Raw genomic sequence first — 25,049 nt, 5'->3', positions numbered from 1 at the left:
AATAAAGAAAGAGGCAGCCGGAACGCTAACCTCTTTCTTTCTAGTATATCAAAAATCCCAATTTAAAAACTACCCGTATTCACTTGAGACGGTCTGGATACCGCTTCTGAAAGTTTTTCGCCTTTTTCGTTCACAAGCTCGGCTTTTCCGTTCACTTTAACAGATACGCTTTTTACATCCGGCTGCTCTGTTAAAGTCAGCACAATGCTGTTGAGCACTTCTGAAGAAATCATTTTCGTCTTTTCATCGGCGCTTCCGAAAATGGATTGATTAAAATCTAACGTTACACGTCCATCTTTGATTTTCGGCTTACTGACCAATTTCACATCTTCGCTGAAATCCGTCAACAGGCCGCTCGCCTTGCTCGGGCCCTCAGCCAGTTCATTAATAGCCGCTGTAATGTCGTCTGTTTTGGAATTGTCAATTCGTTTTGTTACCGGCACGTAATATTCACTGTCATCGTTTTCCGCTAAATAATAGACTGTCAGCGGATGTGTAGCTGTGAGATCATTGACGCCGGCAGTTTCCAAATTAATCCCGTCCTTACGGCTTAAATCGTCTGAGATCGGCGTGCCGCCTACAGGCATCTCCTTCAGTTCATGGCCGTTGATTCTCAGCTTCACTTTATCAATTGAACTGAATTGAGTCAGCGTCCACGTCACCGATTGGACGATTTTCTGTTCATCTTCCTTCTTATAGTTTTTAAATTCTTTCGAGAAGTCCGCTATAGCAGTGCCATCTTTTTTGATGTCTACGTTAACAGTTGTGTCAGCCGGCAAAACGGCTCTGAAGCCATTCGGCAGAATCTCTGACACAGGCCCGCCCTGCACAAGGTATTCAAGCGCCTGCTTAGCCGTTCCTTCACTTTTCGGAAGAGGCATCGTTTGCGCAACGACATAACCGTTTTTATCAATGAGATAAAGCTCCCTCATCACTGTAGAAGAGTCCTGATTCGCTTTTTCGGTATCACTTTTTTCATTTTTTGTTTTTTCGGCTGCTGTTGTATTTGAATCGGTCCCCGCTTCATCATTTACGTATGTAACGTCTTGAGGCGGATCGATTTCCTCAGCTGTCTTATCGGATTGAAATAAACCGCACCCGGATAAAAGCAAGGCAGAGGTGAGACAAGTGGCACCAATGACTGCAGGTCCTTTTTTCAGCATACTTTTCCCTCCTAAGGCTGTTTGTACTACTATGTATACGAGCCTCTGCGGGAAATAGACCGATGAATTCCATTAAAAACAGAAAAAACCCGCAACACGCCGTTGCGGGGCAAAACTATCTTCTAATTGGTTCTCGCAAAGAGATGCATTCTACGTGACCTACTTCATGGCCAAACCAGTCATCTGCTATTTTCGCAAACTGATCCCGTTCTCCTGTAGTCAGGAATTGATGATCCGGGGCAAACGGAGATTGATTCAGCAGTCCTTTATACGATAGAATCGTACTCACTTCCCGGGCTGTTTCATCGCCTGACGAAATAATATTCACATGCTCTCCCATATATCTTTGAATTGCGTCTTTTAAAATAGGATAATGGGTGCAGCCTAAAATCAGCGAGTCAATCGATGTATCTTTTAATGGAGATAATGATGTTTTGACAATCTCGTCTGCTGTTTTGTCCAGAAACTTTCCGCTTTCCACAAACGGCACAAGCAGCGGACAGGCAAGATTTTCGACCTTCAGTTCGGCATTTAATGCCAGAAGGGCTTCTTCATAAGCATTGCTCTTAATGGTGTTTTCTGTGCCGATTACACCGATATGCTGATTTTCTGTCACTTTTATCGCTGCCCGCGCACCAGGCTGGATCACCCCGACCACCGGAATATCAACGTCGCGCTGGATGTCTTCCAGTGCAATTGCTGTCGCGGTGTTGCAGGCGATCACCAGCATCTTAATGTGGTGGTTTTTCAACAAATAATTTGTCAGCTCCCGCGTGTATTGAAGCACTTCTTCTTCAGGACGCGGCCCGTACGGACACCGTTTTGTATCCCCTACGTAGATTATATTTTCTTTTGGTAGCTGTCTCATGATTTCCTTTGCAACGGTTAACCCGCCAACCCCGGAATCAATGACTCCTATTGGTTGTTCCAACAAAATCGCCTCATTTTCTCTTCATTTCATGCTGCAGTTTCATCAATGATTTTTCGAAGATGGCTATTTCTTCATCTGTAAACGTTTCGAACATATCACGCAGGTATTCCTGCCTTTTTGTAATGACCTCTTGGATAATGCGTTCTCCTTCAGGCAGAAGGTGTATCCTGACGACACGTCTGTCCGCCGGATCCTTTACCCGCTCGACAAGCTCATTTTTTTGCATACGGTCGATGAGATCCGTCGTCGTGCTGCATGCCAGATACATTTTCCCCGATAGTTCGCCGATTGTCATGTCTCCTAATTCATAAAGCCATTGCAGACCGACAAATTGCGGCGGCGTGATCGCGTATTGGTTTAGGATTTCTCTTCCTTTTTGTTTAATGATCGCGGCAATGTGGCGGAGCGACTTTTCAATGTCCGCAACATGCTCCAAAGGTTTTGATGTCATTTGTCCATCCCTCACTCAAGGATCTCTTACGCACAAAAGCGTTCCGTGTCTATTTTCCTTCTTTTTTAAAGAAAATGCAAGACTCGCGGGACGAGAAATAGAGGGACATTAGGCAAATGAAAGCAAATTGAAAATCTCGTTTTATATCGTATCATCCAAGTTTAATATAGGAATTTGGAACTTTTCAAACAAACAGCAATAACCGGCTCCCTCCTGAAAAGAAGGAATACCGGCAAGGATTAAAGCTCTAGCTCACCCATTCTAAGAAGCTCAACAACGGCTTGCGAACGCCCTTTCACACCTAATTTCTGCATGGCATTTGAAATATGGTTTCGAACGGTTTTCTCACTGATAAATAGCTCGCTTGCAATCTCCTTTGTTGTCTTATCTTGAACGAGCAATTCGAACACTTCTCTTTCTCTTTTCGTTAGCAGCGGCTTCGATTGAAATTCTTTCTCCTTCAAGTATTGTAACCCTCCTTGCTAAGGTGAGAGCGAATCTGAAACGAATGGGTTTTGATATAGTCAAGATATCATATGTCAGGAGGGCGCAGGAGGTGACGTTTACAGAAGAATTAGTTTATGGTGTATGGAGAAGCTTTTCTTTCTCCTCACTCGTCCAGCTGACAGCCTTTCCGCTTTCCTTTGACACTTGAACCATGACAACGGCTCCGGTGAAGCAAGGCTCCCCTACGCTATTTTCTCCGAGGTAATGCAAGGTGAGGGATGAACTGCCGACAGCGCTTGTTTTTACATAAATACGCAAGTCTTCATAAGGCATAACTTGGCGCAGATAATCACATTGCTGACTGGCAACGACTGTCATGGTTTGCTTATGTTGTTTCATCATATTCAGATTTTTAAAATAAGATATCCTCGCTTCTTCAAAATAGATGAAAGGGATTACATTATTCATATGCCCAAGCATATCTGTTTCAGAAAATCGTACAGATACTTCATTAAAAAAAGAAAAGGATTCTTTCCATTTTTGAAACGGCATGTCAATGTAAGCAGGAAGCTTCATTTCACTCATCTCCTTATTGTTAAAAAAACCTCTCCCATGCGGAAGAGGTTTTTTTCATCTTATACTCTGTCGCTTCCGAAGAAATTGCGGAATGCTTGTAAGTTTGTATCCCTGTTTAAGGCAGCGATAGAAGTGGTAAGCGGAATGCCTTTCGGACAGGATTGAACGCAGTTTTGCGAGTTGCCGCAATCTGCAAGGCCTCCTTCATCCATCAGCGCTTCCAGCCGGTCGGATTTGTTCATGGCTCCTGTCGGATGGGCGTTAAACAGACGGACCTGAGACATCGGAGCAGGCCCCATGAATTTCGATTTGCTGTTTACATTCGGGCAGGCTTCCAGGCAGACACCGCACGTCATGCATTTTGATAATTCATATGCCCACTGGCGGCGTTTTTCCGGCATTCTCGGTCCCGGTCCTAAATCGTAAGTGCCGTCGATCGGTATCCACGCTTTTACTTTTTTCAGAGAATTAAACATTCTGCTGCGGTCAACCTGCAGATCACGCACGACCGGGAATGTTTTCATCGGTTTTAAGCGGATCGGCTGTTCAAGCTGGTCAACAAGCGCCGTACAAGACTGGCGGGGCTTTCCGTTTATAACCATTGAACATGCGCCGCATACTTCTTCAAGACAGTTCATATCCCATGTGACAGGAGTTGTCTTTTCACCTTTCACGTTAACCGGATTCCGGCGGATTTCCATTAAAGCGGAAATGACGTTCAGGTTCGGGCGGTATGGTATTTCAAATTCTTCATCGTAAGGCGTGCTGTCGGGTGTATCTTGACGTGTGATAATAAATCGTATGGTCTTTTTCTCACTCATGATTATTTCGCCACCTTCTTCTTCGAGTAATCCCGTTTCCGAGGCGTTATCAGTGATACATCAACATCCTGATACTCAAACTCAGGCGCTTCATACGGGCTTACATGTTTAGCCATTGTTGTTTTGAGCCATTCATCGTCATTACGCTCAGGGAAATCCGGTTTATAATGGGCGCCCCTGCTTTCATTACGGTTGTAAGCACCCAGTGTAATCACCCTGGCAAGCTGAAGCATGTTTGAAAGCTGGCGTGTAAACATAGCTCCCTGGTTGCTCCATTTTGTCGTGTCATTGATGTTAATCTTTTTATACCGCTCCATTAACTCCTGAATTTTGTCATCTGTTTTCAACAGCTTGTCGTTATGGCGGACAACCGTCACATTCGCCGTCATCCATTCCCCGAGCTCTCTATGGAGGACGTATGCATTTTCGTTTCCGTCCATATTCATGATCTCAGCCCATTTTTCTTCTTCTTTTTTCACGTGGGCATCGAATATCGATGAAGACATATCCTCTGCGGAAGATTCTAAGCCGTTTACATATTTAACCGCATTCGGTCCGGCTACCATTCCTCCGTAAATCGCGGAGAGCAGGGAGTTTGCTCCCAAGCGGTTGCCGCCGTGCATGGAGTAATCACATTCTCCAGCGGCAAACAGTCCCGGAATATTTGTCATTTGATCGTAGTCCACCCATAAGCCGCCCATTGAATAATGAACCGCAGGGAAGATTTTCATCGGAAGTTTGCGCGGGTCGTCTCCCATAAACTTCTCATAAATTTCAATGATGCCGCCGAGCTTAATGTCAAGCTCTTTTGGATCTTTATGAGACAGATCGAGATATACCATATTCTCGCCGTTGATGCCGAGTTTCTGATTCACACACACATCAAATATTTCGCGTGTCGCAATATCACGCGGCACCAAGTTTCCATATGCAGGATATTTCTCTTCAAGGAAATACCACGGCTTACCGTCTTTGTATGTCCATACACGTCCGCCTTCACCGCGTGCAGATTCACTCATCAACCTTAATTTATCATCCCCCGGTATGGCTGTCGGGTGGATCTGAATGAATTCTCCATTTGCATAATACGCTCCCTGCTGATAAACGATCGATGCAGCAGACCCTGTATTAATCATGGAGTTTGTGGATTTACCGAAAATGATTCCCGGTCCGCCTGTCGCCATAATGACAGCGTCAGAACGGAAGGATTCAATTTGCATGTTTGTCAGGTTTTGCGCGACAATTCCGCGGCAGGTTCTGTCATCATCTAATATAGCGCCAAGGAATTCCCAGCCTTCGTATTTTGTGACCAGACCGGCAACCTCGTATCTGCGCACTTGCTCGTCCAAAGCGTAAAGCAGCTGCTGGCCAGTCGTCGCACCTGCATAAGCTGTTCTGTGGTGCTGTGTACCCCCAAATCGGCGGAAATCAAGCAGCCCCTCAGGCGTCCGGTTAAACATGACGCCCATCCGGTCTAATAAGTGGATGATTGATGGCGCCGCTTCACACATCGCCTTAACCGGCGGCTGATTGGCAAGAAAGTCTCCCCCGTATACAGTATCGTCAAAATGTTCCCACGGAGAGTCGCCTTCCCCTTTTGTATTGACTGCTCCGTTGATGCCGCCTTGGGCACAAACCGAATGAGAACGTTTCACAGGAACGATGGAAAACAGCTTAACCGCCATTCCTGATTCCGCTGCTTTGATTGTCGCCATGAGGCCGGCAAGACCCCCGCCGACTACAATAATGCTTGTTTGACTCATGATAGCCCCTCTCCCTCTAGTAATCTAGTACTCTTATACAAATGCAAAAATCGCTTTTAAGCCTACGTATGACAGTGCAACAAAGATAATCAGCGTAACGTACGTCGAAATTCTTTGAGAACGTGGCGTTACAGTGATGCCCCACGTGACAGCAAAAGACCATAAACCGTTCGAGAAGTGGAAAATTGTCGATAAAACACCTACAATGTAAAAGCCCAGCATAGCCGGCGAGCTCAAGATATTCGCCATCATGTCGAAATTGACCTCAGCGCCCATCTGTGCAGCAATGCGGGTTTCCCACACATGCCAGCTCACAAAAATGAGAGTGATGATACCGGTTACACGCTGCAGGACGAAGAGCCAGTTTCGCATATAGCTATATTGTCCTGCGTTATTTTTCGCAGTAAACGCTATGTACACACCATAAACTGCATGATAAATTAAAGGTAAGAAGATAATAAAGATTTCCAGAGCATACCTGAAAGGCAGACTATCCATAAAATGAGCAGCATTATTGAATGCTTCCGCGCCCCTTGCGGCAAACTGGTTGACGACCAAATGCTGAATCAAAAAGATGCCGACCGGTATGACGCCAAGCAAGGAATGCAATCTTCGAAAATAAAACTCTCTGTTCCCAGACATTACTTTACCCCCTGTTTGATAAGTGCGAAATGTGCTAAATCTCTTCCCCCACTTCTTTCAATTGTAAGCACTTTATTAAGATTTATTGACAATTTCATTTTACTCCTACCACAAAAGGGCGTCAAGAAAACGCGTACATAAATTCTAATTTTCCGAATTGATTAGTTGATTCAAAAATTTTATTTTATCAATATATAATTCTTTCTTAATTTTTCATGAGAATTACAGGATCATTCTGTAATCCTCCCCCCTGTTTGGGCTATAATATACGAAGGAGAGAGGGGAGACAGATATGAAGTCTAAATATGAAGCATCAATACATAATCTAAAAGAAATTGAAATGAACGCCTATGCCTATGAACTGATACGAGAGATTGTTCTCCCAGACATGCTTGGCCAAGATTACTCTTCCATGATGTATTGGGCAGGGAAACATCTCGCCCGAAAGTTTCCTCTTGAATCATGGGAGGAATTTCCGGCTTTCTTTGAAGAAGCAGGCTGGGGAACCCTCACAAACGTTAGCGCAAAGAAACAGGAGCTGGAATTCGAGCTTGAAGGGCAGATCATTTCCAATCGGCTCAAATATCAGAAAGAACCGTGCTTTCAGCTGGAAGCTGGCTTCATCGCCGAGCAAATTCAATTGATGAATGATCAGATTGCCGAATCATACGAACAAGTAAAAAAGAGAGCCGATAAAGTGGTTCTGACTGTTAAATGGGATATGAAAGACCCTGTTTAATGAAAAAGGCGGTGACTGCATGAGTCCCGCCTTTTTGGTTGTCATGACACAGCTGAAGGGTGTTTCGAGAGTTCAAACGCATCGTGCAGTGCTTCCACCGCTTTTACCATGTCATTTTCGCTCACTACTGTTGAAACTTTGATTTCAGATGTGCTGACCATTTTGATTAATATGTTTTTTTCCGCCAGTACAGCAAACATTTCAGCCGCTACACCAGGGTTTGATACCATGCCTGATCCAACAATGGATACTTTGGCCAATTTGCTTTCTGTCTCGATTTTTTCGAATTCCAGCGCATCTTTGTACTCTTCAAGTACGGCAACAGTCTGGTCCGCGTCTTCGGATTTAACAGAGAAGGAAATTCCGGTCTCATGGTCTCCCGCCTGCGTTTGAATAATGATATCCACGTTAATGTTTCTTTTTGCAAGAGTTGTAAAAATAGTAGACAAAGTGGTCAGTCCGCTTATCAGCCCGTAGATGGTTACCCTTGTGATTTGATCTTCGAACGCGATGCCTCTGACGATAAGATTCTGCTCCATGGATGATTCCTCCTCAATTAATGTTCCCGCTTCTGTTTCTGTACTTGAACGCACTTCTAACGGCACTTGGTGATTTTTCGCAAATTCAACCGCTCTCGGATGAAGAACTCCAGCGCCTAAATTGGCAAGCTCCAGCATTTCATCGTAAGAGATGCCGGCAAGCTTTCTCGCTGATTTCACGTAGCGCGGATCGGTTGTAAACACGCCGGGCACGTCGGTATAAATATCACATTTGTCCGCTTTTAATGCGGCAGCCAAAGCCACTGCTGTTGTGTCTGAACCGCCCCTGCCCAAAGTCGTGATTTCACTGTCGTCTGTCATGCCTTGAAATCCTGCCACAACAACTACTTTTCCCTTTTGAAGCTGGCTTTCTAAGGCAGACGTGTTCATCTCCGTAATTCTGGCGTTGCCATGGACGGCCTCCGTGCGGATCCCCGCCTGCCATCCTGTATAGGAAACGGCGTCATAGCCTTTTTCCTGCAGCGCCATGGAAAGCAAGGAAATGGTGACCTGCTCGCCTGTTGCCAGCAGCATATCCATTTCACGTTTGCTCGGCTGATCAGTGATGTCTTTTGCAAGGCTGACCAATGCGTCAGTGGATTTCCCCATAGCTGATACGACAACAACGACTTGATGGCCTTTCTGTTTTTCCGCAATGACACGGTTTGCTGCATTTTGAATTTTTTCGACTGAGCCGACGGAAGTACCACCGAATTTTTGTACAATGAGACCCATGTATAACCACCCTTTACATTTTGGTTCGTGCGGGTGAGGAGAAAGAGCGCTTTGTCCACAATAAAAAAAGCAATGAGAGGAATTGCTCTCATTGCTTATCAATTAATCATCACGATGATTATGAACAACGAGATAGCCCTCCAAGAAAATGATTTCTTGACAGCCTTACATTTATTCAATGCACGGCCAGCAAATAATACCGATGGGGTTTTATTTACTTCGGCGACGCTCCCCTTTCAGCCTTTTTCTCAGAATCCATCTTTCTCCAAAGGCTTACTCTTGAAGTTCGCACCTCTATCTTCACCATATTACACGATCTAATTATGAAATTAGTTCACATTTTATCAGAACTTTTTCAAAAGGACAACATTATTTTTGCAATTTATCATAAAGCAGCTGTGCCACCGCTGCGGGTACACCCGCTTTTTTGATGTCCTCGAGGCTTGCTTCCTTCATTTTTTTGACGGAACCGAAATGCTTTAACAGCATTTTCTTTCTTTTTTCTCCGATCCCGGGTATATCGTCTAGCACAGACTGGAACGCGCTTTTCCCGCGGATTTGCCTGTGGAAGCTGATCGCAAACCGGTGCACCTCATCCTGAATGCGCTGAAGCAGGTAAAATTCCTGGCTGTTTCGTTCAAGATAAACCGTCTCCAGCGGATCGCCGATTAATAAATTGGAGGTTCTGTGTTTATCATCCTTCGCCAAGCCGGCAATCGGGATATCAAGGCCGAGTTCGTTTTCTATGACGTCACGGGCCGCATTGATCTGGCCTTTCCCTCCGTCTATAATGATCAGGTCAGGGAGCGGCAGGTTTTCGCGAAGCACTCTTGTATATCTTCGTCTGACAACCTCTCTCATTGAGCCGTAATCATCAGGCCCTGTGACAGTTTTGATTTTGTATTTGCGGTATTCCTTTTTGTATGGTTTGCCGTCGATGAACACAATCATCGCCGAAACCGGGTTTGTCCCTTGTATATTCGAGTTATCGAACGCTTCGATTCTGTGCGGGGTATAAATATTTAAGGCGTCTCCGAGTTTCTGCACAGCACCGATTGAACGCTCCTCGTCACGTTCGATTAAAGAGAATTTTTCTTTAAGCGCGATTTTTGCGTTTTTATGTGCCAGCATAAGCAATTCTTTCTTCGACCCTTTTTTCGGCTGATGGACGTTTGTTTCCAACAGCTGCTCAATCATCGATTGATCGACGCTGTCCGGCACTAAAATCTCCTTCGGCAGAAAATGATTGTTTTTTGAATAAAACTGCCCGATGAAGGTAAGGAACTCTTCATCTGCTTCCTGATAAAGCGGAAACATGCTGACGTCACGTTCGATGAGCTTTCCTTGCCGTACAAAAAAGACCTGTACGCACATCCAGCCTTTATCATAAGCGTAAGCGAATACGTCACGGTCGACTAAGTCGTTCATCGTCATTTTTTGTTTTTCCATCGTTGATTCGATATGGGCAATTTGGTCACGAAGCTCCTTTGCCCGTTCAAATTCAAGGTTTTCAGCCGCTTCAAGCATTTTCTCTTCAAGCTCTTTTTTAACGTCGTTATAGCCGCCCTTTAAGAAACGCGTAATATTCTCAACCAGCTCTCTGTTTGTCTCTTCAGAAATGTCCTTTACACACGGAGCAAGACATTGTCCGAGGTGATAATAAAGACACACTCTGTCGGGGAGCTTTGAGCATTTTCTGAGAGGGTAGAGACGGTCGAGCAGCTTTTTCGTCTCCCTTGCGGCCTGCACATTCGGATAGGGTCCGAAATAGCGCCCTTTGTCTTTTTTGACATTGCGGGTGACAATCAGCCTTGGATGGCGTTCATGGGTGAGTTTTATAAAAGGATAGGTTTTATCATCTTTCAGCATGACGTTATATTTCGGATCATGCTTTTTGATCAAGTTCATTTCTAAAATTAGCGCTTCAAGATTGGAGGACGTCACGATATATTCAAAATCCTCGATTTCCGTCACAAGCCTCTGTGTTTTTGCGTCATGGGACCCGGTAAAGTAGGAGCGCACTCTGTTTTTCAGCACTTTTGCTTTTCCTACGTAGATCACTGTCTGCTGACGGTCCTTCATTAAATAACAACCGGGCTGATCGGGAAGGAGGGCGAGTTTTTCTTTCAGTTGTTTGTTCATATGCTACCCTTCCTTATAGTTAGTCCTTTGTTTCCAGTTTAACACGAACAGGTGTTTTTCTCCATGGTTCACGATTGGCGAATAAAAAAAGCGATCCCTCAATTGGAATCGCTCTGGCATGTAAGCAGCCGAACATTAAAGATGTTTGTTTACAAGCTCTTGAAGCGCTTCTTTCGGTTTGAAGCCTACAGATGTTTCAACAACTTCTCCATCTTTTAAAACAAGAAGTGTCGGGATGCTCATAACGCCGTATTTGCCTGCTGTTTCTTGGTTCTCATCTACATCGATTTTTACGATTTTCAGTTTGTCGCCCATTTCTTGATCCAATTCTTCAAGAACAGGTGCAATCATTTTACAAGGTCCGCACCAAGGGGCCCAGAAATCAGCCAGTACGACGCCTTCGCTTGTTTCAGCTGAGAAAGATTGATCAGTTGCTTTTACGATAGCCATTATTGAATTCCTCCAATTGTGAAATGATGATTTTTAGTATAGCATCTCCCATTCGTTCACGCTATTTAAATGCTTATAAATTATTTTTTCCTGATCACAATCGGTTTACTCATAGAATGGGGCGTTAAAACACGAATCTGATAATCGCTCCGATCACCACGATTGCGCCGATGATCATTAAAATTGTACGAAGCATAGGACAACATCCCTTCTATCACCGTCATATACTTTACCATGCCCTTTTGGAGCTGTTTCAAAACAAAAAAGAGCGCTGTCCTCTAGTGGATCGGCGCTCCTTTTTTTGGTTAAGAATCAGTCCGTAATGTGAGTAAGACAACTGCCATTGGCGGCAGCTTTGCTTTCAATTTGTTTTTATTTACAGAATAACGGCTGAACGCTTCAGGTTTTACGTGCTCCGGATCATCAAACGTGTTATGGGCGTTCATCTTTTCAGCAGTCAGGATAACGCCGGAATGATCCACAGTCTTGTCAAGACCTCTCAGCTCGATCTCCACCTCTGCTTTATTTTGATGATCAATGTTACAGATGCTGACGTTTATATCGCCCTCAGCATTTCTTGATGCTGACACACTGATTTGAGGCAGCGTTTCTCCCTTCCATTCATAGTCAGCGGACGTTGTTTCAGTATCTAAAAGAGAGGCATCCTGATGTACCTTAAACATATCAAACACATGGTATGTCGGCGTTAATAGCATCCGTTCTCCATCAGTCAGAATCATAGCTTGAAGCACGTTTACCGTCTGTGCGATGTTGGTCATTTGCACCCGGCGGCAATGCTGATGGAAAATGTGAAAGTGAGAAGCTGCGACCAGCGCGTCACGAATCGTGTTTTGCTGATATAAAAAGCCTGGGTTTGTTCCTGGCTCAGGGTCAAACCATGTGCCCCATTCGTCAATAATCAGTCCGACCCGCTGTTCCGGATCATACCGGTCCATAATTGTGCCGTGTTTTTCAATCAATTCATCAATGTATTTGGCCTTTTTCATCGTGATGAACCATTCGTCCTCTGTAAATTCTGTGGCCGATCCTTTGCCCTTCCAGAAATCTCCCGGAATCGTGTAGTAATGAAGGCTTAGCCCATCCATCAGGCCAGCGGCTTTTTTCATGAGCACGTCCGTCCAATTAAAATCATCGACGTTTGCACCGCCGGCAATTTTATAAATTTCATTGCCGCTGTAATTGCGGACATACGTTTGAAAACGGCGGTATAGATCGGCATAGTACTCAGGGTGCATGTTGCCGCCGCAGCCCCAATTTTCATTGCCCACCCCAAAATATTTCAGCTTCCAAGGCTCTTCTTTTCCGTTTTGTTTTCTCCAATCCGACATGGGCGTGCCTTCTTTAAAGGTCATATATTCGATCCATTCTGCCATTTCCTGAACTGTTCCGCTTCCTACATTGCCGCAAATGTAAGGTTCGCACTCAAGCAGCTCGCACAGCATCATAAATTCATGTGTCCCGAATTCATTCGATTCAACTGTACCGCCCCAGTGAGTATTGAGCATCGTCTTGCGGTCACCCACACCATTAGCCCAATGATATTCATCCGCAAAGCAGCCTCCCGGCCATCGGAGGACAGGAATACGCAGCTGTTTCAGCGCTTCTAACACATCTTTTCTTATACCGTTTATATGAGGAATGCTTGATTCCGTTCCGACCCAAATCCCTTCATAAATCCCTCTTCCTAAATGCTCAGCAAAATGACCGTATATATTTTTGTTGATCGTTCCTTTTACAATATCTGTTTGAATTACTGCTGTATGTTCAGACATGCTTGATCATTCCTTTCATACAAATATGAAAAGCACCACAGTCAAATATAGGATCTGTGTTTTGTCTGAGGAGCCAGCGTGAATGTAAGCGCTTTTAAAGTAACCTTATTATATATGTCCGTACATGTCAACGACTTTTTTTATTACTAAATATTTGTACGTATGTATTCAAAAACCCCGAACTTTTGCAGTCCGGGGCTTCCCTTTATGAGTGAATATTCAGCTGTTTGAATTCTTCAGTCAGTAATGGGACGACTTCAAATAAATCTCCTACAATACCGTAATCAGCTATTTTAAAAATATCGGCTTCAGGATCTTTATTGATGGCGACAATTACCTTGCTGTTGGACATCCCCGCCAAATGCTGAATGGCACCGGAAATTCCGCAGGCGATATACAAATCAGGAGTGACAACTTTTCCGGTCTGTCCGATTTGAAGAGCATAGTCACAATAATCAGCGTCACACGCCCCGCGTGAAGCGCCGACTGCTGCGCCCAGCACCTCGGCAAGCTCCTGCAGCGGCTGAAAGCCTTCCTTGCTTTTTACACCGCGGCCGCCCGCAACAATGATTTTCGCTTCAGAGAGATCAACGCCGTCCGCTGTTTTTTTGACGATCTCTTGTATGACGGTACGGAGATCCGTAAGGGAAACTTCGATGCTTTCAATGCTGCCTGCCCGGCTGGCGTCTTTTTCTAACGCTTGAATGTTGTTTGGACGAATCGTCACAAGCGTCATCGGATCCGTTGAAATGACACGTTCAAATGCCTTCCCTGAGTAAATCGGTCTTGTGAAAACAACGTTCTCTCCGGTAACGCTTACATCTGTAGCGTCAGAAATCAATCCCGTTTGGAGCCGGGCTGCAAGCTTCGGCGACAGATCCTTCCCCATTGCAGTGTGTCCGCATACGACCGCATCAGGTTTCTCCTTTTCAATAATGGTTCGCATCACTTGGCTGTATCCGTCTGCCGTATATGCCTTGAGCTTTGGGTCCTCAGCTGTGAGAACTTTGTCTGCACCGTAGTGGATAAGCTCCTCTGCATGCTGTGATACGTTTTCTCCTATAAGAACACCGATCACTTCTCCATCACCTGAAATGGTTCTTCCAGCGGAGATCGCTTCAAAGGTGACATTTCGCAGTTCTCCGTCACGAATTTCTCCGAGTACGATCACTTTTTTTCCCATCCTAACATCCCCCTGTTTCTTTGAATGTGCAAGCGCTAAATGACTTTCGCCTCGCTGCGGAGCAATGATACGAGCTCTTTTGCCTGTTCGGCAGGCTCACCCTGCAGAAGCTTTCCGGCTTCTTTTTTCGGAGGCAGAAAACGTTCAATTGTTTTCATTTTTGGTTCAGCATCTTCTTCATCCAAGTCCAGATCATCCAGCTCAAGCTCTTCAAGCGGTTTTTTCTTGGCTTTCATGATCCCCGGAAGCGATGGGTAGCGCGGTTCATTTAAGCCTTGCTGAGCTGTGACCAGCAAAGGAAGAGTCGTTTTGATTTTTTCAACATCCCCTTCAACGTCCCTTTCCGCTTCTGCGTCACTTCCATTGATGTCAAGTTTGGTGATCGTCGTGATGCACGGAATGTCCAAAAGCTCTGCCAGGCGAGGCGCCACTTGTCCTGAGCCTCCATCGATCGCGACATTTCCTCCGAGAATAAGGTCAAACTCCTGATCCTTCATATAGTGGTATAAAACTTGAGAAATGGAATACTGGTCGGGTTCTTCGAGATCATCTTCTATGTTGATTAAAACGGCTTGGTCACATCCCATGGCAAGCGCTGTACGCAGCTCCTTTTCCGCTTCTTCGCCGCCGACAGTAACAACGGTGATGGTGCCGCCGTGTTTTTCCTTCAGCTGAATGGCTTCTTCAATCGCGTACTCATCGTACGGATTGATAATCCATTCAGCCCCGTCATCCTGAATCTTTCCTGCGTCAATGACGATTTTTTCTTCTGTGTCAAACGTCCGTTTCATCAGTACAAATAGATTCATGATCATATCCCCTTTTATTCGCCTTTGAACTGAGGCTTTCTTTTTTCGAGAAATGCCTGAATGCCTTCCTTGGCGTCCTCCGACTCAAACGCTTCTCCAAAACGCTTTGCTTCAAGCTTTAAGCTGCCTTCATAGGAATACACCTTATTTGTATAGAGAAGCTCAAGCAGAGACGCCATCGTTTGCGGGCTTTTTTCTGCAAATTTGGCGGCAAGCGTTTTCGCTTTTTCAAGCACTTCTGCTTCATCTTTTGCTCCAATTGTCACAAGTCCGAGGTCAAGCGCTTCTTTTCCCGATATCGGTTCTCCTGATCCAATGAGCTCCAATGCTTTTGCTGTACCAACGTATCGCGGGAGCCGCTGTGTACCTGCAAAACCGGGAATAATACCGAGGTTAAGCTCAGGAAGCCCCAGTTTGGCATCTTCTGCCGCAATTCTGATATGGCAGGCCATTGCAAGCTCCAGCCCGCCGCCGAGGGCAGCTCCGTGAATCGCTGCGATAATCGGTTTTGGAAAGCTCTCCATTCTCTCCATCAGCTGCTGGCCGCGTTCAGCCAGCATTGAGGAATCCTCACTGTTTCTCAGTGATGTAAATTCTTTGATATCAGCGCCGGCGGAGAAAAACCTACCCTCGCCGTGAATAATAATGCACCGCACGCCGGCATCTGTCTCACACTGATCAAGACAAGAGGACAGCTCTTCTAATATCCGGCTGGAAAGCGCGTTTGCCGGCGGATTGTGAATCGTCATAACTGCAACAAATTGATCAACTGCGAGTGATATTGCATTCATAGGACAGAACTCCTTTACTTATTGTGAATTCCGGATACCAGTAATTCTAAAACACTGTCTGACAAAGCAGCCAGATCATACTTTTGATCATTCATCACCCAGGTCGTCACGGTTTCGTCAATCGTTCCAAAAATCATTTGCCGGGCGAGGCGGACATCGAGGCCTTCTTTTAACTCACCTGATTGTATTCCTTCCGTCAGAATGCCGTCTAAAATATTTAAGTAGCCTTTTAATATTTCATTAATTTTCTGCCGCAGCTCCAAATTGGATTGGCGGAGCTCAAGCTGAGTGACAATGGCGAGGTTATGGTCGCCCGCCAAAAGTGAGAAATGTTTTGAAATCACGAGCGCCAATTTCTCTTTTGCTGTTGCCTTTTCTTTTATGTCCTCTTCCATCCGCTCAATGAATTGGCCCATTTTTTCTTTAAACAGAGAAATTAAAATGTCTTCTTTATTTTTAAAATAAAGATAGATGGTGCCGTCCGCTACTCCGGCTTGTTTGGCGATTTTAGATACCTGTGACTGGTGGTAGCCGTTTTCCGCAATGACTTCAACTGCTGCATCAATAATCTGCATATACTTTGGCCGTTTTTGCTTCAATTTTCATCGTTCCTTCCTATAGAAATGAATGACTATTCATTCATAATTTTATGATAAGAAGGATTTTCCGGTTTGTCAAGTTTATTCATAAATGTTCTCTTTTTCTGGCTCTATTTGTTACTTGATATGATGATTTTCGGTTTCTTCTTCAAGTAAACGCCTTCTTAAAATTTTCCCAACCGCTGTTTTCGGAAGCTCTTTTCTGAATTCATAGGCTTTCGGCACTTTATAGGGTGCGAGACGGGCTCTGGCGAAAGCGTCCAGTTCTGCTGCGTCGGCTTGTGCGCCTTTCTTTAACACGACAAACGCTTTTACCGTTTCCCCTCTGTACGAATCAGGCACGCCTGCAACGACAATTTCCTGAATCGCTTCATGTTCGTACAGCGCTTCTTCAACTTCCCGCGGGTAAATATTATAGCCGCCTGCGATAATGATGTCTTTCTTCCGGTCGGCAATATAGAAAAATCCATCTTCATCCATATAGCCCATGTCTCCGGTAAAAAGCCACCCGTCCCTTAAGACAGCAGCCGTTTCCTCCGGCTTGTTCCAGTACCCCTTCATGACCTGCGGGCCTTTTACGACAATCTCACCATGCTCATACGGAGCGGCAAATTGGCCAGTCTCTTCAGAGTAAATGGCTGCGTCTGTATTAGGCCATGGACAGCCGATACTGCCGGGTTTGTTTTTTCCCCAGATAAAATTAGCGTGTGTCACCGGAGATGCCTCGGATAAACCATATCCCTCCACAAGCTTTCCGCCAGTCAGCTTTTCAAATTGCTGCTTCACCTCGACAGGGAGAGCGGCTGATCCGCTGAGGCAGCTTTTAATGGATGACAGATCGTATTGCTGTAATTGGGGATGATGCAAGAGGCCAATGTAAATCGTCGGCGCGCCGGGAAACAGTGTCGGTTTTTGTTTATCGATGATTTTGAGCGTTTGCAGCGGATCGAACTTGGGAAGCAGGATCATTTCAAATCCTAGTTTAATCGTATAATTCATCACTGCCGTCAGCCCATAGACGTGAAAAAATGGGACAATGCCAAGCACTTTTTCATCGCCTTCTTTTACGTTGTACATCCAAGCCGCACACATTTCGGTATTGGCTAAAATATTTCTGTGCGTGAGCATGACTCCTTTGGGCGCTCCCGTCGTACCTCCAGTGTATTGCAGAACGGCGATATCATGCTCAGGGTCAATGTCCGGAATTGTGATCAGCTCTGTTTTTTCCCGCTTCATGCTCGAAGCAAAGGTATGAATATTGTCGTTTTCATCATAGTCAATGTGCACTTTTTGTTTTTGCGTAAGCGGATAGAGAATATTTTTTGGAAACGGCAAATAGTCTTTTATACTCGTCACCAAAATCTGATTTACGATTGATAACGTTTTCATTTTTATTGCCTTCGGGAAAAGCAAATCTAAGGTGATGATCATCCTGGCCTCTGCGTCTCTCAGCTGATATTCGAGCTCATGCTCGGTGTAGAGCGGGTTTGTCTGCACCACGATACCGCCGGCAAACAGCACCCCATAATAAGAAATGATGGACTGCGGACAGTTGGGCAGCATGACAGCCACTCTGTCTCCTTTTTGCAGGCCATTTTGCTGCAGAAAAGCTGCGAGTTTAAGAGCATCCGTCAAAATGTCATGAAAGGTGAGTTTTTTTCCGAAAAAAGATACTGCTGTTTTGTCAGGGAATCGTGCAGCGGAGTCTGTCAGGATGGATTGCAGGGTTTGGTTCGGCAATGGAAGCTCATGCGGGATATCGTCGGGATACTCGGCTAGCCACGGCTTTTGAGACTGCATAAAACCTCCCCTTTCGATTTTAGAGTTCACCCTATTATTATAGCAGATGGACGGCAAAAAAAAGAAAAAGAAAGGAAAATCTTTCTTTTTCTCATCATACGAACAGATATATAAGACCAATCAACAAAAAGATTCCCGCCGCGGCGAGCAGTATTTTTGCAAGCTTTTCCATCTATTCTCCGTCCCCTTATATTCCGGCTGCCACAACAAATGAGAGCCCGACAGAAATGACAAATGAAATAAAGCCGACAGCCCGGTTATCATTTTCAATTTCTTGATCAATTTTAAACCGCGGTGTCAAAAACTCAAAAATGAAGTAGCTGATCAAAAGCATAACAAATCCGTACACACCCCAGCCGATCATTTGCAGCAGAGAATTGTGCTGAGAGATGGAGTGCTGGAACACATTTGCTATCCCTAAAATTTTCCCGCCTGTTGCCATTGCCACAGCGAGATTTCCATTTTGAATCTCTTCCCAGTTTTTATAAGCTGTCACCAGCTCAAACACAGTCAAAAAGAGGACGAGGCAGAGAACCGCGACACTGTAATACGCCGCGATTTCCACAAGCTCGTTTTCCCAAAAATCACTCATGGCCATACTCCCTTTTATTTTAGTTCAACAATTGTAACGCCTGATCCTCCCTCACCAGCTTCACCGAAACGGGAGTTTTTAACGCTGCGGTGATTTTTCAGGAGATCCTGCACGCCTTTTCTTAAAGCGCCGGTACCTTTGCCGTGAATAATGGACACTCTTGGATATCCCGCTAACACCGCGTCATCCAAGTATTTTTCAACACGGCTGAGGGCATTTTCATAGCGCTCGCCGCGAAGATCAAGTTCAAGCGATACGTGGTAATCTTTGCCCTTAACCGCCGTAATGAGTTTTTCTTTTTTTGGTTCCGGAGCCGATTTGATAAATTCAAGGTCTTTTTCTTTCACTTTCATTTTTAAAATGCCGATTTGAACATTCCATTCATTGCCGCCGGTTTTTTCAAGCAATGTTCCTTTCTGCCCGAAAGTAAGGACTTTTACTTCATCCCCCGGCTTCAAGACGCGTTTTTGCGTTTTCGGTTTTTCCGGTTTTTTGGACTTTTCAAAGGTCGGCATAGCGCCTTCTAACCGTTTCTTCGCGTTAATCAGCTCGTGATCCTTGAAGGACTTGTGTTCTTCTTTAATCGAGCGTAATTCGTGAATGATGTCTTCAGCTTCTTTTGTGGCCGCTTTAACTTTTTCAGCCGCCTGCTGTTCGGCCTCTTCCATCAATTTGTCTTTTTTGCTGTTGAGTTCGATGATTTGCTGCTGCAGCTCTTTATGCAGCTTTTCGGCTTCTTTTCTGAACGCCTCTGTTTCAGAAAGCTCTTCTTCCGCCCGTTTTTTGCTTCGTTCAAGAGACGCAATCATCGTATCGACCTCATTATGCTCGGCCGTCATTTCTGATTTCGCCTGCCCGATAATATGGTCCGGAAGCCCGAGCCGTTTAGAAATTTCAAAGGCGTTGCTTCGTCCCGGCACACCGATTAAGAGCTTATAGGTTGGTGAAAGGGTCTCAATGTCAAATTCGACACTGGCGTTCATGACGCCTTCTCTGTTATAGCCATAGGCCTTTAACTCAGGATAATGCGTCGTCGCTAATACTCTGGCATTGGTGCGGTGGACTTCATCCAGGATGCTCATGGCGAGTGCCGCACCTTCTTGCGGGTCTGTACCCGCGCCCAGTTCATCAAAGAGCACAAGGCTGTTTTCGTTGACTTGTTTTAAAATGCCGACAATGTTCACCATATGGGAAGAAAATGTACTTAAGCTTTGCTCGATCGACTGTTCATCGCCGATATCAGCGAACACATGCTCAAATACAGCGGCTTCCGATCCTTCATCTGCCGGAATATGAAGACCCGATTGCGCCATTAAGGTCAACAGCCCCAGTGTTTTTAAAGTAACTGTTTTCCCCCCGGTATTCGGTCCTGTAATCACGATGGTTGAAAAATCGCCGCCCAGCTCGATGTCATTGGCGACCACCTGATCAGGCGGAAGCAATGGATGGCGCGCTTTTTTCAGACGGACAAATCCGCTGTCATTCATGGTCGGTTTTGTAGCTTTGACCGCTTTTGCGTATTTCGCTTTTGCAAAAATGAAGTCAAGCGTCTGCAGGACTTGCAAATCTTGAAAAAGTTCCTCTGTGTGCTCCGCCGTATGCTCTGTCAGCACGCGTAAAATCCGTTCAATTTCTTGCTTTTCTTTCACTTTCGCCTGCTGAAGCGAGTTGTTCATATCTACAATCGCCTGCGGTTCAATGAACAGAGTCGCGCCAGAAGAAGAGGTGTCATGCACAATGCCTCCGTAGCTTGATCTGTACTCTTGTTTGACCGGGATAACAAAGCGGTCATTTCGGATTGTAACAATCGTATCAGACAGCATTTTCGAAGCAGAGGAGGAACGCAGAATGGACTCTAACCGGTCTCTGATTCTCGATTCGAGCGTTCTGAGCTGCGTGCGGATTCCTCTTAACGTTTCTGACGCGTGATCAAGCACTTCGCCGTGATCATCTATGCAGGAATTAATTTCTCGTTCTAAATCGGGCAGTGTAATGAGCTGTTCAGTATATTGCTGCATCAGCGGAATGTCGACTCCGTCTTCAGCCATTTGTCCGAGAAAGTGTTTCATTTGTTTGACTGCGTAAAGCAGTCCTGATATTTCAGTGAATTCCGAGGGACTGAGAACGCTGCCGATTTCCGCCCGTCTTAATGCCCCTCTGATATCGGTAAGGCCGCCAAACGGTGCCTGGCCTCGCAGCCGGATGATCGCAGAGGCTTCATCTACCTCATCCAGCTGTTTTTTGATTTCGTCAATCGAAGCAGAAGGCTTTAGCTGGAGAAGCATTTCTTTTCCGAGCGATGAAGCGGCGTGCTCGATTACCTGTTCTTTCACTTTATGGAATTCAAGAGATGATAATACTTTTTGCTGCACGGTTGTGTGAGCCTCCTTACTTAATCGTTGCGCTTCAGGAATGCCTGTACATCTTCAAGCGACCGGGCATTCAGGACGTTTTTCGTTTCCGTCCAGCCTTTGCGCGCGGCAGTGACGCCGGTTTTCATATCGTTTAACATCTCGATGTTATGGGCATCGGTATTAATGACCAATGTAACTCCTTGTTCATTTGCTTTGATTAAATGCTCTGTCCGCAGGTCGAGACGCGCAGGGTTAGAGTTGAGTTCAAGCGCCGTATTTGTTTTCTTCGCGAGCTCAATCAGTTTGTCGATATCGATTTCGTAACCGGCACGTCTGCCGATGAGGCGTCCGGTCGGATGTGCGATAATGTCAACATGCTTGTTGGTCAGTGCCGTCTCAAGCCGCTTCATAATGACGTGCTCCGGCTGATTAAAGCTTGAATGGATGGATGCAATGACAAGATCCATTTCCGCCAGCACATCGTCATCATAATCAAGTGTGCCGTCAGGAAGAATATCCATCTCAACGCCTTTAAAAATACGGAAGTTCTCAAACTCAGCATTCAGCGCGTCAATTTCTTTCGCCTGCTGCTTGAGCCTTTCAGCAGTCAGCCCGTTGGCGACCTTTAAATATTGCGAGTGATCAGTGATAGCCATGTACTGATAGCCTTTTTTCATGCATGCTTCAGCCATTTCCCTGATCGAAAAGGCGCCATCGCTCCATGTGGAGTGCATGTGGAGATCGCCTTTGATTTGATCGTGCTCTATGAGTTCAATGCTGTCGTTGTAGGTTTCCACCTCTTGCCCGCTTTCACGGAGTTCCGGCGGGATCAGCGGCAAGCCGAAGTGTGCGTAAAATTCCCGTTCACTCGGGAAGGTTTTGATTTCTCCTGTTTCAACCGTCTCGACGCCGTACTCACTGATCCGTTCACCGCGTTCTTTTGCAATTTGCCGCATTTTGATATTGTGGTCCTTCGATCCCGTAAAATGATGAAGAGTTGTCGGGAATTGTTCTTCCGTCACGAGACGGAAATCGACACTTGTTTCATATTCAAAAGAAAGAATGACCGATACCTTCGTGTCCCCGCTGGCAATGACGCTTTTGATGTTTGGCAGCGCAAGCAGCTGCTCTCTTACTTCAGCGGGATGATCCGTCGCAATAATATAATCCAGATCTTTGACGGTTTCGCGTGCTCTGCGGAGACTTCCGGCACGGGAATATTTGATGATGTCTGTCAATTGAGAAAGATGCTCTTCAATTTCCCGCGCGACCCGGAGCGCATAGCCGATCGGAAAACGTTCAGGCTGTTTTCCGGCTTCTCCGAGCGCCTGTAATATTTTTTCTTCGGATTTCTTGCCGAATCCCGCAAGCCCTTGGACTTTCTGCTGTTCGCAGGCTTCCTTCAATGATTCTGCATCATGTACGCCAAGCTCTTTATACAGCTTTGCGATTTTTTTGCCGCCGAGCCCCGGGAGCTTCAATAAAGGCACCAGCCCTTCCGGCACCTCCTGCTGCAGTGATTCGAGCGTACTTGACTTTCCTTCATCTATATATTCTTTTATGACGCTGTACGTGCCTTTTCCGATACCGGACAGTGACATCATGTCGTCCATTTCTGATAAACTGCGGTCGTCCTGTTCCAAGGCTGCCGCTGCTTTTCGGAATGCGGAAACTTTAAACGGGTTGTCCCCTTTCAGTTCCATGTAGACTGCAATGGTTTCCAGCAGCCGGATAATATCTTTTTTATGCATAGAATAACCCCCAGACGTTCACATATGTTTCCATCATACTTGAAAAAAACTTCTCCGGACAAGAGAAGTTTTTTATCCTCCGTATTGCGTCCAAAGCTCCTGTAAAAGCCCTGACAAATACGGTGTATGGTTGATCATGACATTTGCGAGAGACGATTGCCCCATCATTTGCTGTAAGCCGTCTATCGGAAGTACGGAAGCAACATACAGCAGCACAAATGTAAATAAATAGACTTCCAGAAAACCGAGAACGGCACCGAGCATTTGGTTGATTTGTTTAATCACAGGAATGCCCGCTACAATACTTAGGAATGAGCCGATGATTCTCAGTAAGATTTTAGCGATAATAAATAGAACGACAAACGCAATCGCATTATAGTAGGCTGCTTCCAAATTTCCCGAGAAAAAAGAAAACGCCGGCTGTCCCGCTGAAAAATCGGGCGCGGGAATCCACTTCAAATGCGGTGCGACATTTTTATAGAATAAAGACGCAAACGCGATCGAAAGAATAAAGCTCGTCAAGCGGATAAACTGGAGGATAAAACCGCGTTTTAATCCCAGTAAAGTCCCCATCAGGAGCAAGATTAAGATGATGATATCTAGCATAGTTGTTCAATCCTTTTCTTTAAGCTGACGCTCCAGTTTTTCATATTGCTCTTTTAATTTCACATAGTCATGCACCACATTTACCGCTGTCAGCACTGCAAGTTTATTTATATCAAGATATGGATTTTTTTGATTAATTTCTCTCATTTTATCATCAACAATTCCAGCCACATATCTCATATGGGCTCTGCTTTCTTCACCGATCATAGTGAAGTGCTGGCCGTAAATGTCAACGGTTGTTTTCGTTTTTTTGCCGTCAGACAACGTTTCTCCTCCATTCCGTGAGAATCCTAGTTCCTATCATAACACGTTTATTAAATGAATGGAAAGACGAGCCTCCCGCTGTTATGATACACTGGTAGATACAGTGAATCGTGTAAAAAAAGGAGATTATTACGTGTCCCATTCTGTGATAAAAGTACCAATGTCTGCTATTGACCAAATGAAAACAGCGTATAACAGTTCACTTACTGCATCTGTGCCGCAGGGTGCCATTTTCCAGGCAAAACCGGCAGGCTGTACCATTACAGCTTATAAGTCAGGGAAGGTATTGTTTCAGGGCAAAAACGCAGAGGCAGAATCTGCCCGCTGGGGAACTGCTGAGCCGCAGGAAAAGAAAAAAACGGCAAAAAAGCCGGCTGATTCACGCTACGCCCCTCCAACAGACATCGCAGGCATGTCTGTCATCGGCTCTGATGAGGTTGGAACCGGAGATTACTTTGGCCCAATGACGGTTGTCTGCGCATACGTTGACAAAACAAAGCTTTCTTTAATGAAGGAACTCGGTGTGAAGGATTCTAAACACCTAAAGGACCCGCAAATCATTGAGATCGCCCGAAGCCTGATCAAAACCATTCCGTACAGCCTGCTCGTTTTAAAAAACGAAAAGTACAACAGCATGCAGGAACGAGGCATGAGTCAGGGAAAAATGAAAGCTCTCTTGCATAATCAGGCCATAACCCATCTTTTGCGAAAAATGGACGGAGTAAAACCTGAGGCGATTCTGATCGACCAATTCGCCGAGCCCGGCGTCTACTACAACCATTTAAAGGGAAGAGACATTGTACAGGAGCGCACCTATTTCAGCACAAAAGCCGAAGGCATTCACCTGTCAGTGGCTGCTGCATCGATTATTGCGAGATATTCCTTTTTAATGGAAATGGATAAGCTTTCGCGCGAGGCGGGAATGACACTGCCGAAAGGGGCCGGCCCTCATGTAGATGAAGCGGCCGCCAAACTGATTCTCAAAAAAGGGTTATCCGCTCTCCGAACCTTTACAAAACTCCATTTTGCCAATACGCAGAAAGCGCAGCGCCTGGCGGATAAAAAACGTTCATAGAAAAAAGCTTGCAGAGAATATCTGCAAGCTTTT

At 45.4% G+C, this 25,049-nt stretch carries 24 protein-coding genes and 1 riboswitch; of the genes, 2 read left to right on the top strand and 22 right to left on the bottom strand.

Annotated features, from left to right (window positions below; genetic code table 11):
• Window positions 1-62 precede the first annotated feature (62 nt).
• From gerM to sdhC, 8 genes are all read right to left on the bottom strand, one after another.
• Window positions 63-1,163 carry a spore germination protein GerM gene (gene gerM / locus H7F27_RS06965; RefSeq protein ID WP_029441379.1) on the bottom strand — a complete coding sequence of 367 codons (1,101 nt, stop codon included), beginning with the start codon at window positions 1,161-1,163 and terminating at the stop codon, window positions 63-65.
• 115 nt (window positions 1,164-1,278) lie between these two features.
• Entirely contained in the window at window positions 1,279-2,097 is an 819-nt protein-coding gene (gene racE, locus H7F27_RS06960) for a glutamate racemase (RefSeq protein ID WP_095714270.1), read from the bottom strand.
• 7 nt (window positions 2,098-2,104) lie between these two features.
• Window positions 2,105-2,545 (bottom strand): MarR family winged helix-turn-helix transcriptional regulator, encoded by a 441-nt coding sequence (locus H7F27_RS06955; RefSeq protein ID WP_003222521.1) that lies wholly within the window; start codon window positions 2,543-2,545, stop codon window positions 2,105-2,107.
• Between the two features lie 239 nt (window positions 2,546-2,784).
• On the bottom strand, window positions 2,785-3,009 hold the full coding sequence (gene gerE, locus H7F27_RS06950; RefSeq protein WP_003184172.1) for a spore germination transcription factor GerE: 225 nt from the start codon (window positions 3,007-3,009) through the stop codon (window positions 2,785-2,787).
• A 115-nt stretch (window positions 3,010-3,124) separates the two neighbouring features.
• Complete coding sequence (locus tag H7F27_RS06945; RefSeq protein ID WP_185848741.1) at window positions 3,125-3,568, bottom strand: acyl-CoA thioesterase; 444 nt, start codon at window positions 3,566-3,568, stop codon at window positions 3,125-3,127.
• Window positions 3,569-3,627: 59 nt separating this feature from the next.
• On the bottom strand, window positions 3,628-4,389 hold the full coding sequence (gene sdhB / locus H7F27_RS06940; RefSeq protein WP_024122397.1) for a succinate dehydrogenase iron-sulfur subunit: 762 nt from the start codon (window positions 4,387-4,389) through the stop codon (window positions 3,628-3,630).
• 2 nt (window positions 4,390-4,391) lie between these two features.
• Window positions 4,392-6,152, bottom strand: a complete 1,761-nt coding sequence (sdhA, locus tag H7F27_RS06935; protein ID WP_024122398.1) for a succinate dehydrogenase flavoprotein subunit — start codon at window positions 6,150-6,152, stop codon at window positions 4,392-4,394.
• Between the two features lie 33 nt (window positions 6,153-6,185).
• The gene (sdhC, locus tag H7F27_RS06930) at window positions 6,186-6,794 is read right to left on the bottom strand and encodes a succinate dehydrogenase cytochrome B558 (RefSeq protein ID WP_003237652.1); all 609 of its coding nucleotides are present in this window, start codon (window positions 6,792-6,794) and stop codon (window positions 6,186-6,188) included.
• 292 nt (window positions 6,795-7,086) lie between these two features.
• Between sdhC and H7F27_RS06925 the strand changes: the two genes are divergently transcribed.
• A complete protein-coding gene (locus H7F27_RS06925) occupies window positions 7,087-7,533 on the top strand; it encodes a YslB family protein (protein WP_010335208.1) in 447 nt (148 codons plus the stop codon).
• A gap of 41 nt (window positions 7,534-7,574) precedes the next feature.
• On the opposite strand, the gene H7F27_RS06920 is transcribed toward H7F27_RS06925, so the two are convergent.
• The 14 genes from H7F27_RS06920 to zapA form a co-directional block, all read right to left on the bottom strand.
• Window positions 7,575-8,807: an aspartate kinase gene (locus H7F27_RS06920; RefSeq protein ID WP_185848740.1), complete on the bottom strand. Its 1,233-nt coding sequence runs from the start codon at window positions 8,805-8,807 to the stop codon at window positions 7,575-7,577.
• Window positions 8,808-8,932: 125 nt separating this feature from the next.
• Window positions 8,933-9,112: riboswitch (Lysine riboswitch) on the bottom strand.
• Between the two features lie 64 nt (window positions 9,113-9,176).
• Entirely contained in the window at window positions 9,177-10,949 is a 1,773-nt protein-coding gene (gene uvrC, locus H7F27_RS06910) for an excinuclease ABC subunit UvrC (RefSeq protein WP_185848739.1), read from the bottom strand.
• A gap of 135 nt (window positions 10,950-11,084) precedes the next feature.
• Window positions 11,085-11,399 carry a thioredoxin gene (trxA, locus tag H7F27_RS06905; RefSeq protein WP_003222500.1) on the bottom strand — a complete coding sequence of 105 codons (315 nt, stop codon included), beginning with the start codon at window positions 11,397-11,399 and terminating at the stop codon, window positions 11,085-11,087.
• 305 nt (window positions 11,400-11,704) lie between these two features.
• Window positions 11,705-13,192 carry an alpha-N-arabinofuranosidase gene (locus H7F27_RS06900; protein ID WP_095714267.1) on the bottom strand — a complete coding sequence of 496 codons (1,488 nt, stop codon included), beginning with the start codon at window positions 13,190-13,192 and terminating at the stop codon, window positions 11,705-11,707.
• 205 nt (window positions 13,193-13,397) lie between these two features.
• Window positions 13,398-14,375, bottom strand: coding sequence for an electron transfer flavoprotein subunit alpha/FixB family protein (locus H7F27_RS06895; protein WP_024122403.1), 978 nt, complete (start codon window positions 14,373-14,375; stop codon window positions 13,398-13,400).
• Between the two features lie 35 nt (window positions 14,376-14,410).
• A complete protein-coding gene (gene etfB, locus H7F27_RS06890; RefSeq protein ID WP_024122404.1) occupies window positions 14,411-15,184 on the bottom strand; it encodes an electron transfer flavoprotein subunit beta in 774 nt (257 codons plus the stop codon).
• A gap of 14 nt (window positions 15,185-15,198) precedes the next feature.
• The gene (locus tag H7F27_RS06885) at window positions 15,199-15,975 is read right to left on the bottom strand and encodes an enoyl-CoA hydratase (protein ID WP_101861329.1); all 777 of its coding nucleotides are present in this window, start codon (window positions 15,973-15,975) and stop codon (window positions 15,199-15,201) included.
• 14 nt (window positions 15,976-15,989) lie between these two features.
• Window positions 15,990-16,574, bottom strand: coding sequence for a fatty acid metabolism transcriptional regulator FadR (fadR, locus tag H7F27_RS06880; RefSeq protein WP_014477593.1), 585 nt, complete (start codon window positions 16,572-16,574; stop codon window positions 15,990-15,992).
• Between the two features lie 117 nt (window positions 16,575-16,691).
• Window positions 16,692-18,374, bottom strand: a complete 1,683-nt coding sequence (locus tag H7F27_RS06875; RefSeq protein ID WP_185848738.1) for an AMP-binding protein — start codon at window positions 18,372-18,374, stop codon at window positions 16,692-16,694.
• 187 nt (window positions 18,375-18,561) lie between these two features.
• Window positions 18,562-18,966: a DUF350 domain-containing protein gene (locus H7F27_RS06870; protein ID WP_010335217.1), complete on the bottom strand. Its 405-nt coding sequence runs from the start codon at window positions 18,964-18,966 to the stop codon at window positions 18,562-18,564.
• Window positions 18,967-18,980: 14 nt separating this feature from the next.
• A complete protein-coding gene (locus H7F27_RS06865) occupies window positions 18,981-21,338 on the bottom strand; it encodes an endonuclease MutS2 (RefSeq protein ID WP_185848737.1) in 2,358 nt (785 codons plus the stop codon).
• A gap of 20 nt (window positions 21,339-21,358) precedes the next feature.
• A complete protein-coding gene (gene polX, locus H7F27_RS06860) occupies window positions 21,359-23,071 on the bottom strand; it encodes a DNA polymerase/3'-5' exonuclease PolX (protein ID WP_185848736.1) in 1,713 nt (570 codons plus the stop codon).
• 72 nt (window positions 23,072-23,143) lie between these two features.
• Window positions 23,144-23,677, bottom strand: a complete 534-nt coding sequence (locus tag H7F27_RS06855) for a CvpA family protein (protein WP_024122409.1) — start codon at window positions 23,675-23,677, stop codon at window positions 23,144-23,146.
• A gap of 6 nt (window positions 23,678-23,683) precedes the next feature.
• Window positions 23,684-23,941, bottom strand: coding sequence for a cell division protein ZapA (gene zapA, locus H7F27_RS06850; RefSeq protein ID WP_024122410.1), 258 nt, complete (start codon window positions 23,939-23,941; stop codon window positions 23,684-23,686).
• 133 nt (window positions 23,942-24,074) lie between these two features.
• Here zapA and rnhC point away from each other — a divergent pair, with 133 nt between their 5' ends.
• A complete protein-coding gene (gene rnhC, locus H7F27_RS06845) occupies window positions 24,075-25,016 on the top strand; it encodes a ribonuclease HIII (protein ID WP_095714259.1) in 942 nt (313 codons plus the stop codon).
• The last annotated feature ends 33 nt before the right edge of the window (window positions 25,017-25,049 follow it).

Origin of the sequence: Bacillus sp. PAMC26543 (assembly GCF_014250375.1) — a bacterium.
GTDB lineage: Bacteria > Bacillota > Bacilli > Bacillales > Bacillaceae > Bacillus > Bacillus halotolerans.
Note: the sequence above shows the minus strand (reverse complement) of the source record. Positions and strands in the feature narration are given on the sequence as shown.

Coding starts and splice junctions, on each gene's coding strand:
- gerM (WP_029441379.1), bottom strand. CDS start 1,163: ATGCTGAAAAAAGGACCTGCAGTCATTGGTGCCACTTGTCTCACCTCT.
- H7F27_RS06955 (WP_003222521.1), bottom strand. CDS start 2,545: ATGACATCAAAACCTTTGGAGCATGTTGCGGACATTGAAAAGTCGCTC.
- H7F27_RS06945 (WP_185848741.1), bottom strand. CDS start 3,568: ATGAAGCTTCCTGCTTACATTGACATGCCGTTTCAAAAATGGAAAGAA.
- sdhB (WP_024122397.1), bottom strand. CDS start 4,389: ATGAGTGAGAAAAAGACCATACGATTTATTATCACACGTCAAGATACA.
- sdhA (WP_024122398.1), bottom strand. CDS start 6,152: ATGAGTCAAACAAGCATTATTGTAGTCGGCGGGGGTCTTGCCGGCCTC.
- sdhC (WP_003237652.1), bottom strand. CDS start 6,794: ATGTCTGGGAACAGAGAGTTTTATTTTCGAAGATTGCATTCCTTGCTT.
- H7F27_RS06925 (WP_010335208.1), top strand. CDS start 7,087: ATGAAGTCTAAATATGAAGCATCAATACATAATCTAAAAGAAATTGAA.
- H7F27_RS06920 (WP_185848740.1), bottom strand. CDS start 8,807: ATGGGTCTCATTGTACAAAAATTCGGTGGTACTTCCGTCGGCTCAGTC.
- uvrC (WP_185848739.1), bottom strand. CDS start 10,949: ATGAACAAACAACTGAAAGAAAAACTCGCCCTCCTTCCCGATCAGCCC.
- trxA (WP_003222500.1), bottom strand. CDS start 11,399: ATGGCTATCGTAAAAGCAACTGATCAATCTTTCTCAGCTGAAACAAGC.
- H7F27_RS06900 (WP_095714267.1), bottom strand. CDS start 13,192: ATGTCTGAACATACAGCAGTAATTCAAACAGATATTGTAAAAGGAACG.
- H7F27_RS06895 (WP_024122403.1), bottom strand. CDS start 14,375: ATGGGAAAAAAAGTGATCGTACTCGGAGAAATTCGTGACGGAGAACTG.
- etfB (WP_024122404.1), bottom strand. CDS start 15,184: ATGAATCTATTTGTACTGATGAAACGGACGTTTGACACAGAAGAAAAA.
- H7F27_RS06885 (WP_101861329.1), bottom strand. CDS start 15,975: ATGAATGCAATATCACTCGCAGTTGATCAATTTGTTGCAGTTATGACG.
- H7F27_RS06875 (WP_185848738.1), bottom strand. CDS start 18,374: ATGCAGTCTCAAAAGCCGTGGCTAGCCGAGTATCCCGACGATATCCCG.
- H7F27_RS06870 (WP_010335217.1), bottom strand. CDS start 18,966: ATGAGTGATTTTTGGGAAAACGAGCTTGTGGAAATCGCGGCGTATTAC.
- polX (WP_185848736.1), bottom strand. CDS start 23,071: ATGCATAAAAAAGATATTATCCGGCTGCTGGAAACCATTGCAGTCTAC.
- H7F27_RS06855 (WP_024122409.1), bottom strand. CDS start 23,677: ATGCTAGATATCATCATCTTAATCTTGCTCCTGATGGGGACTTTACTG.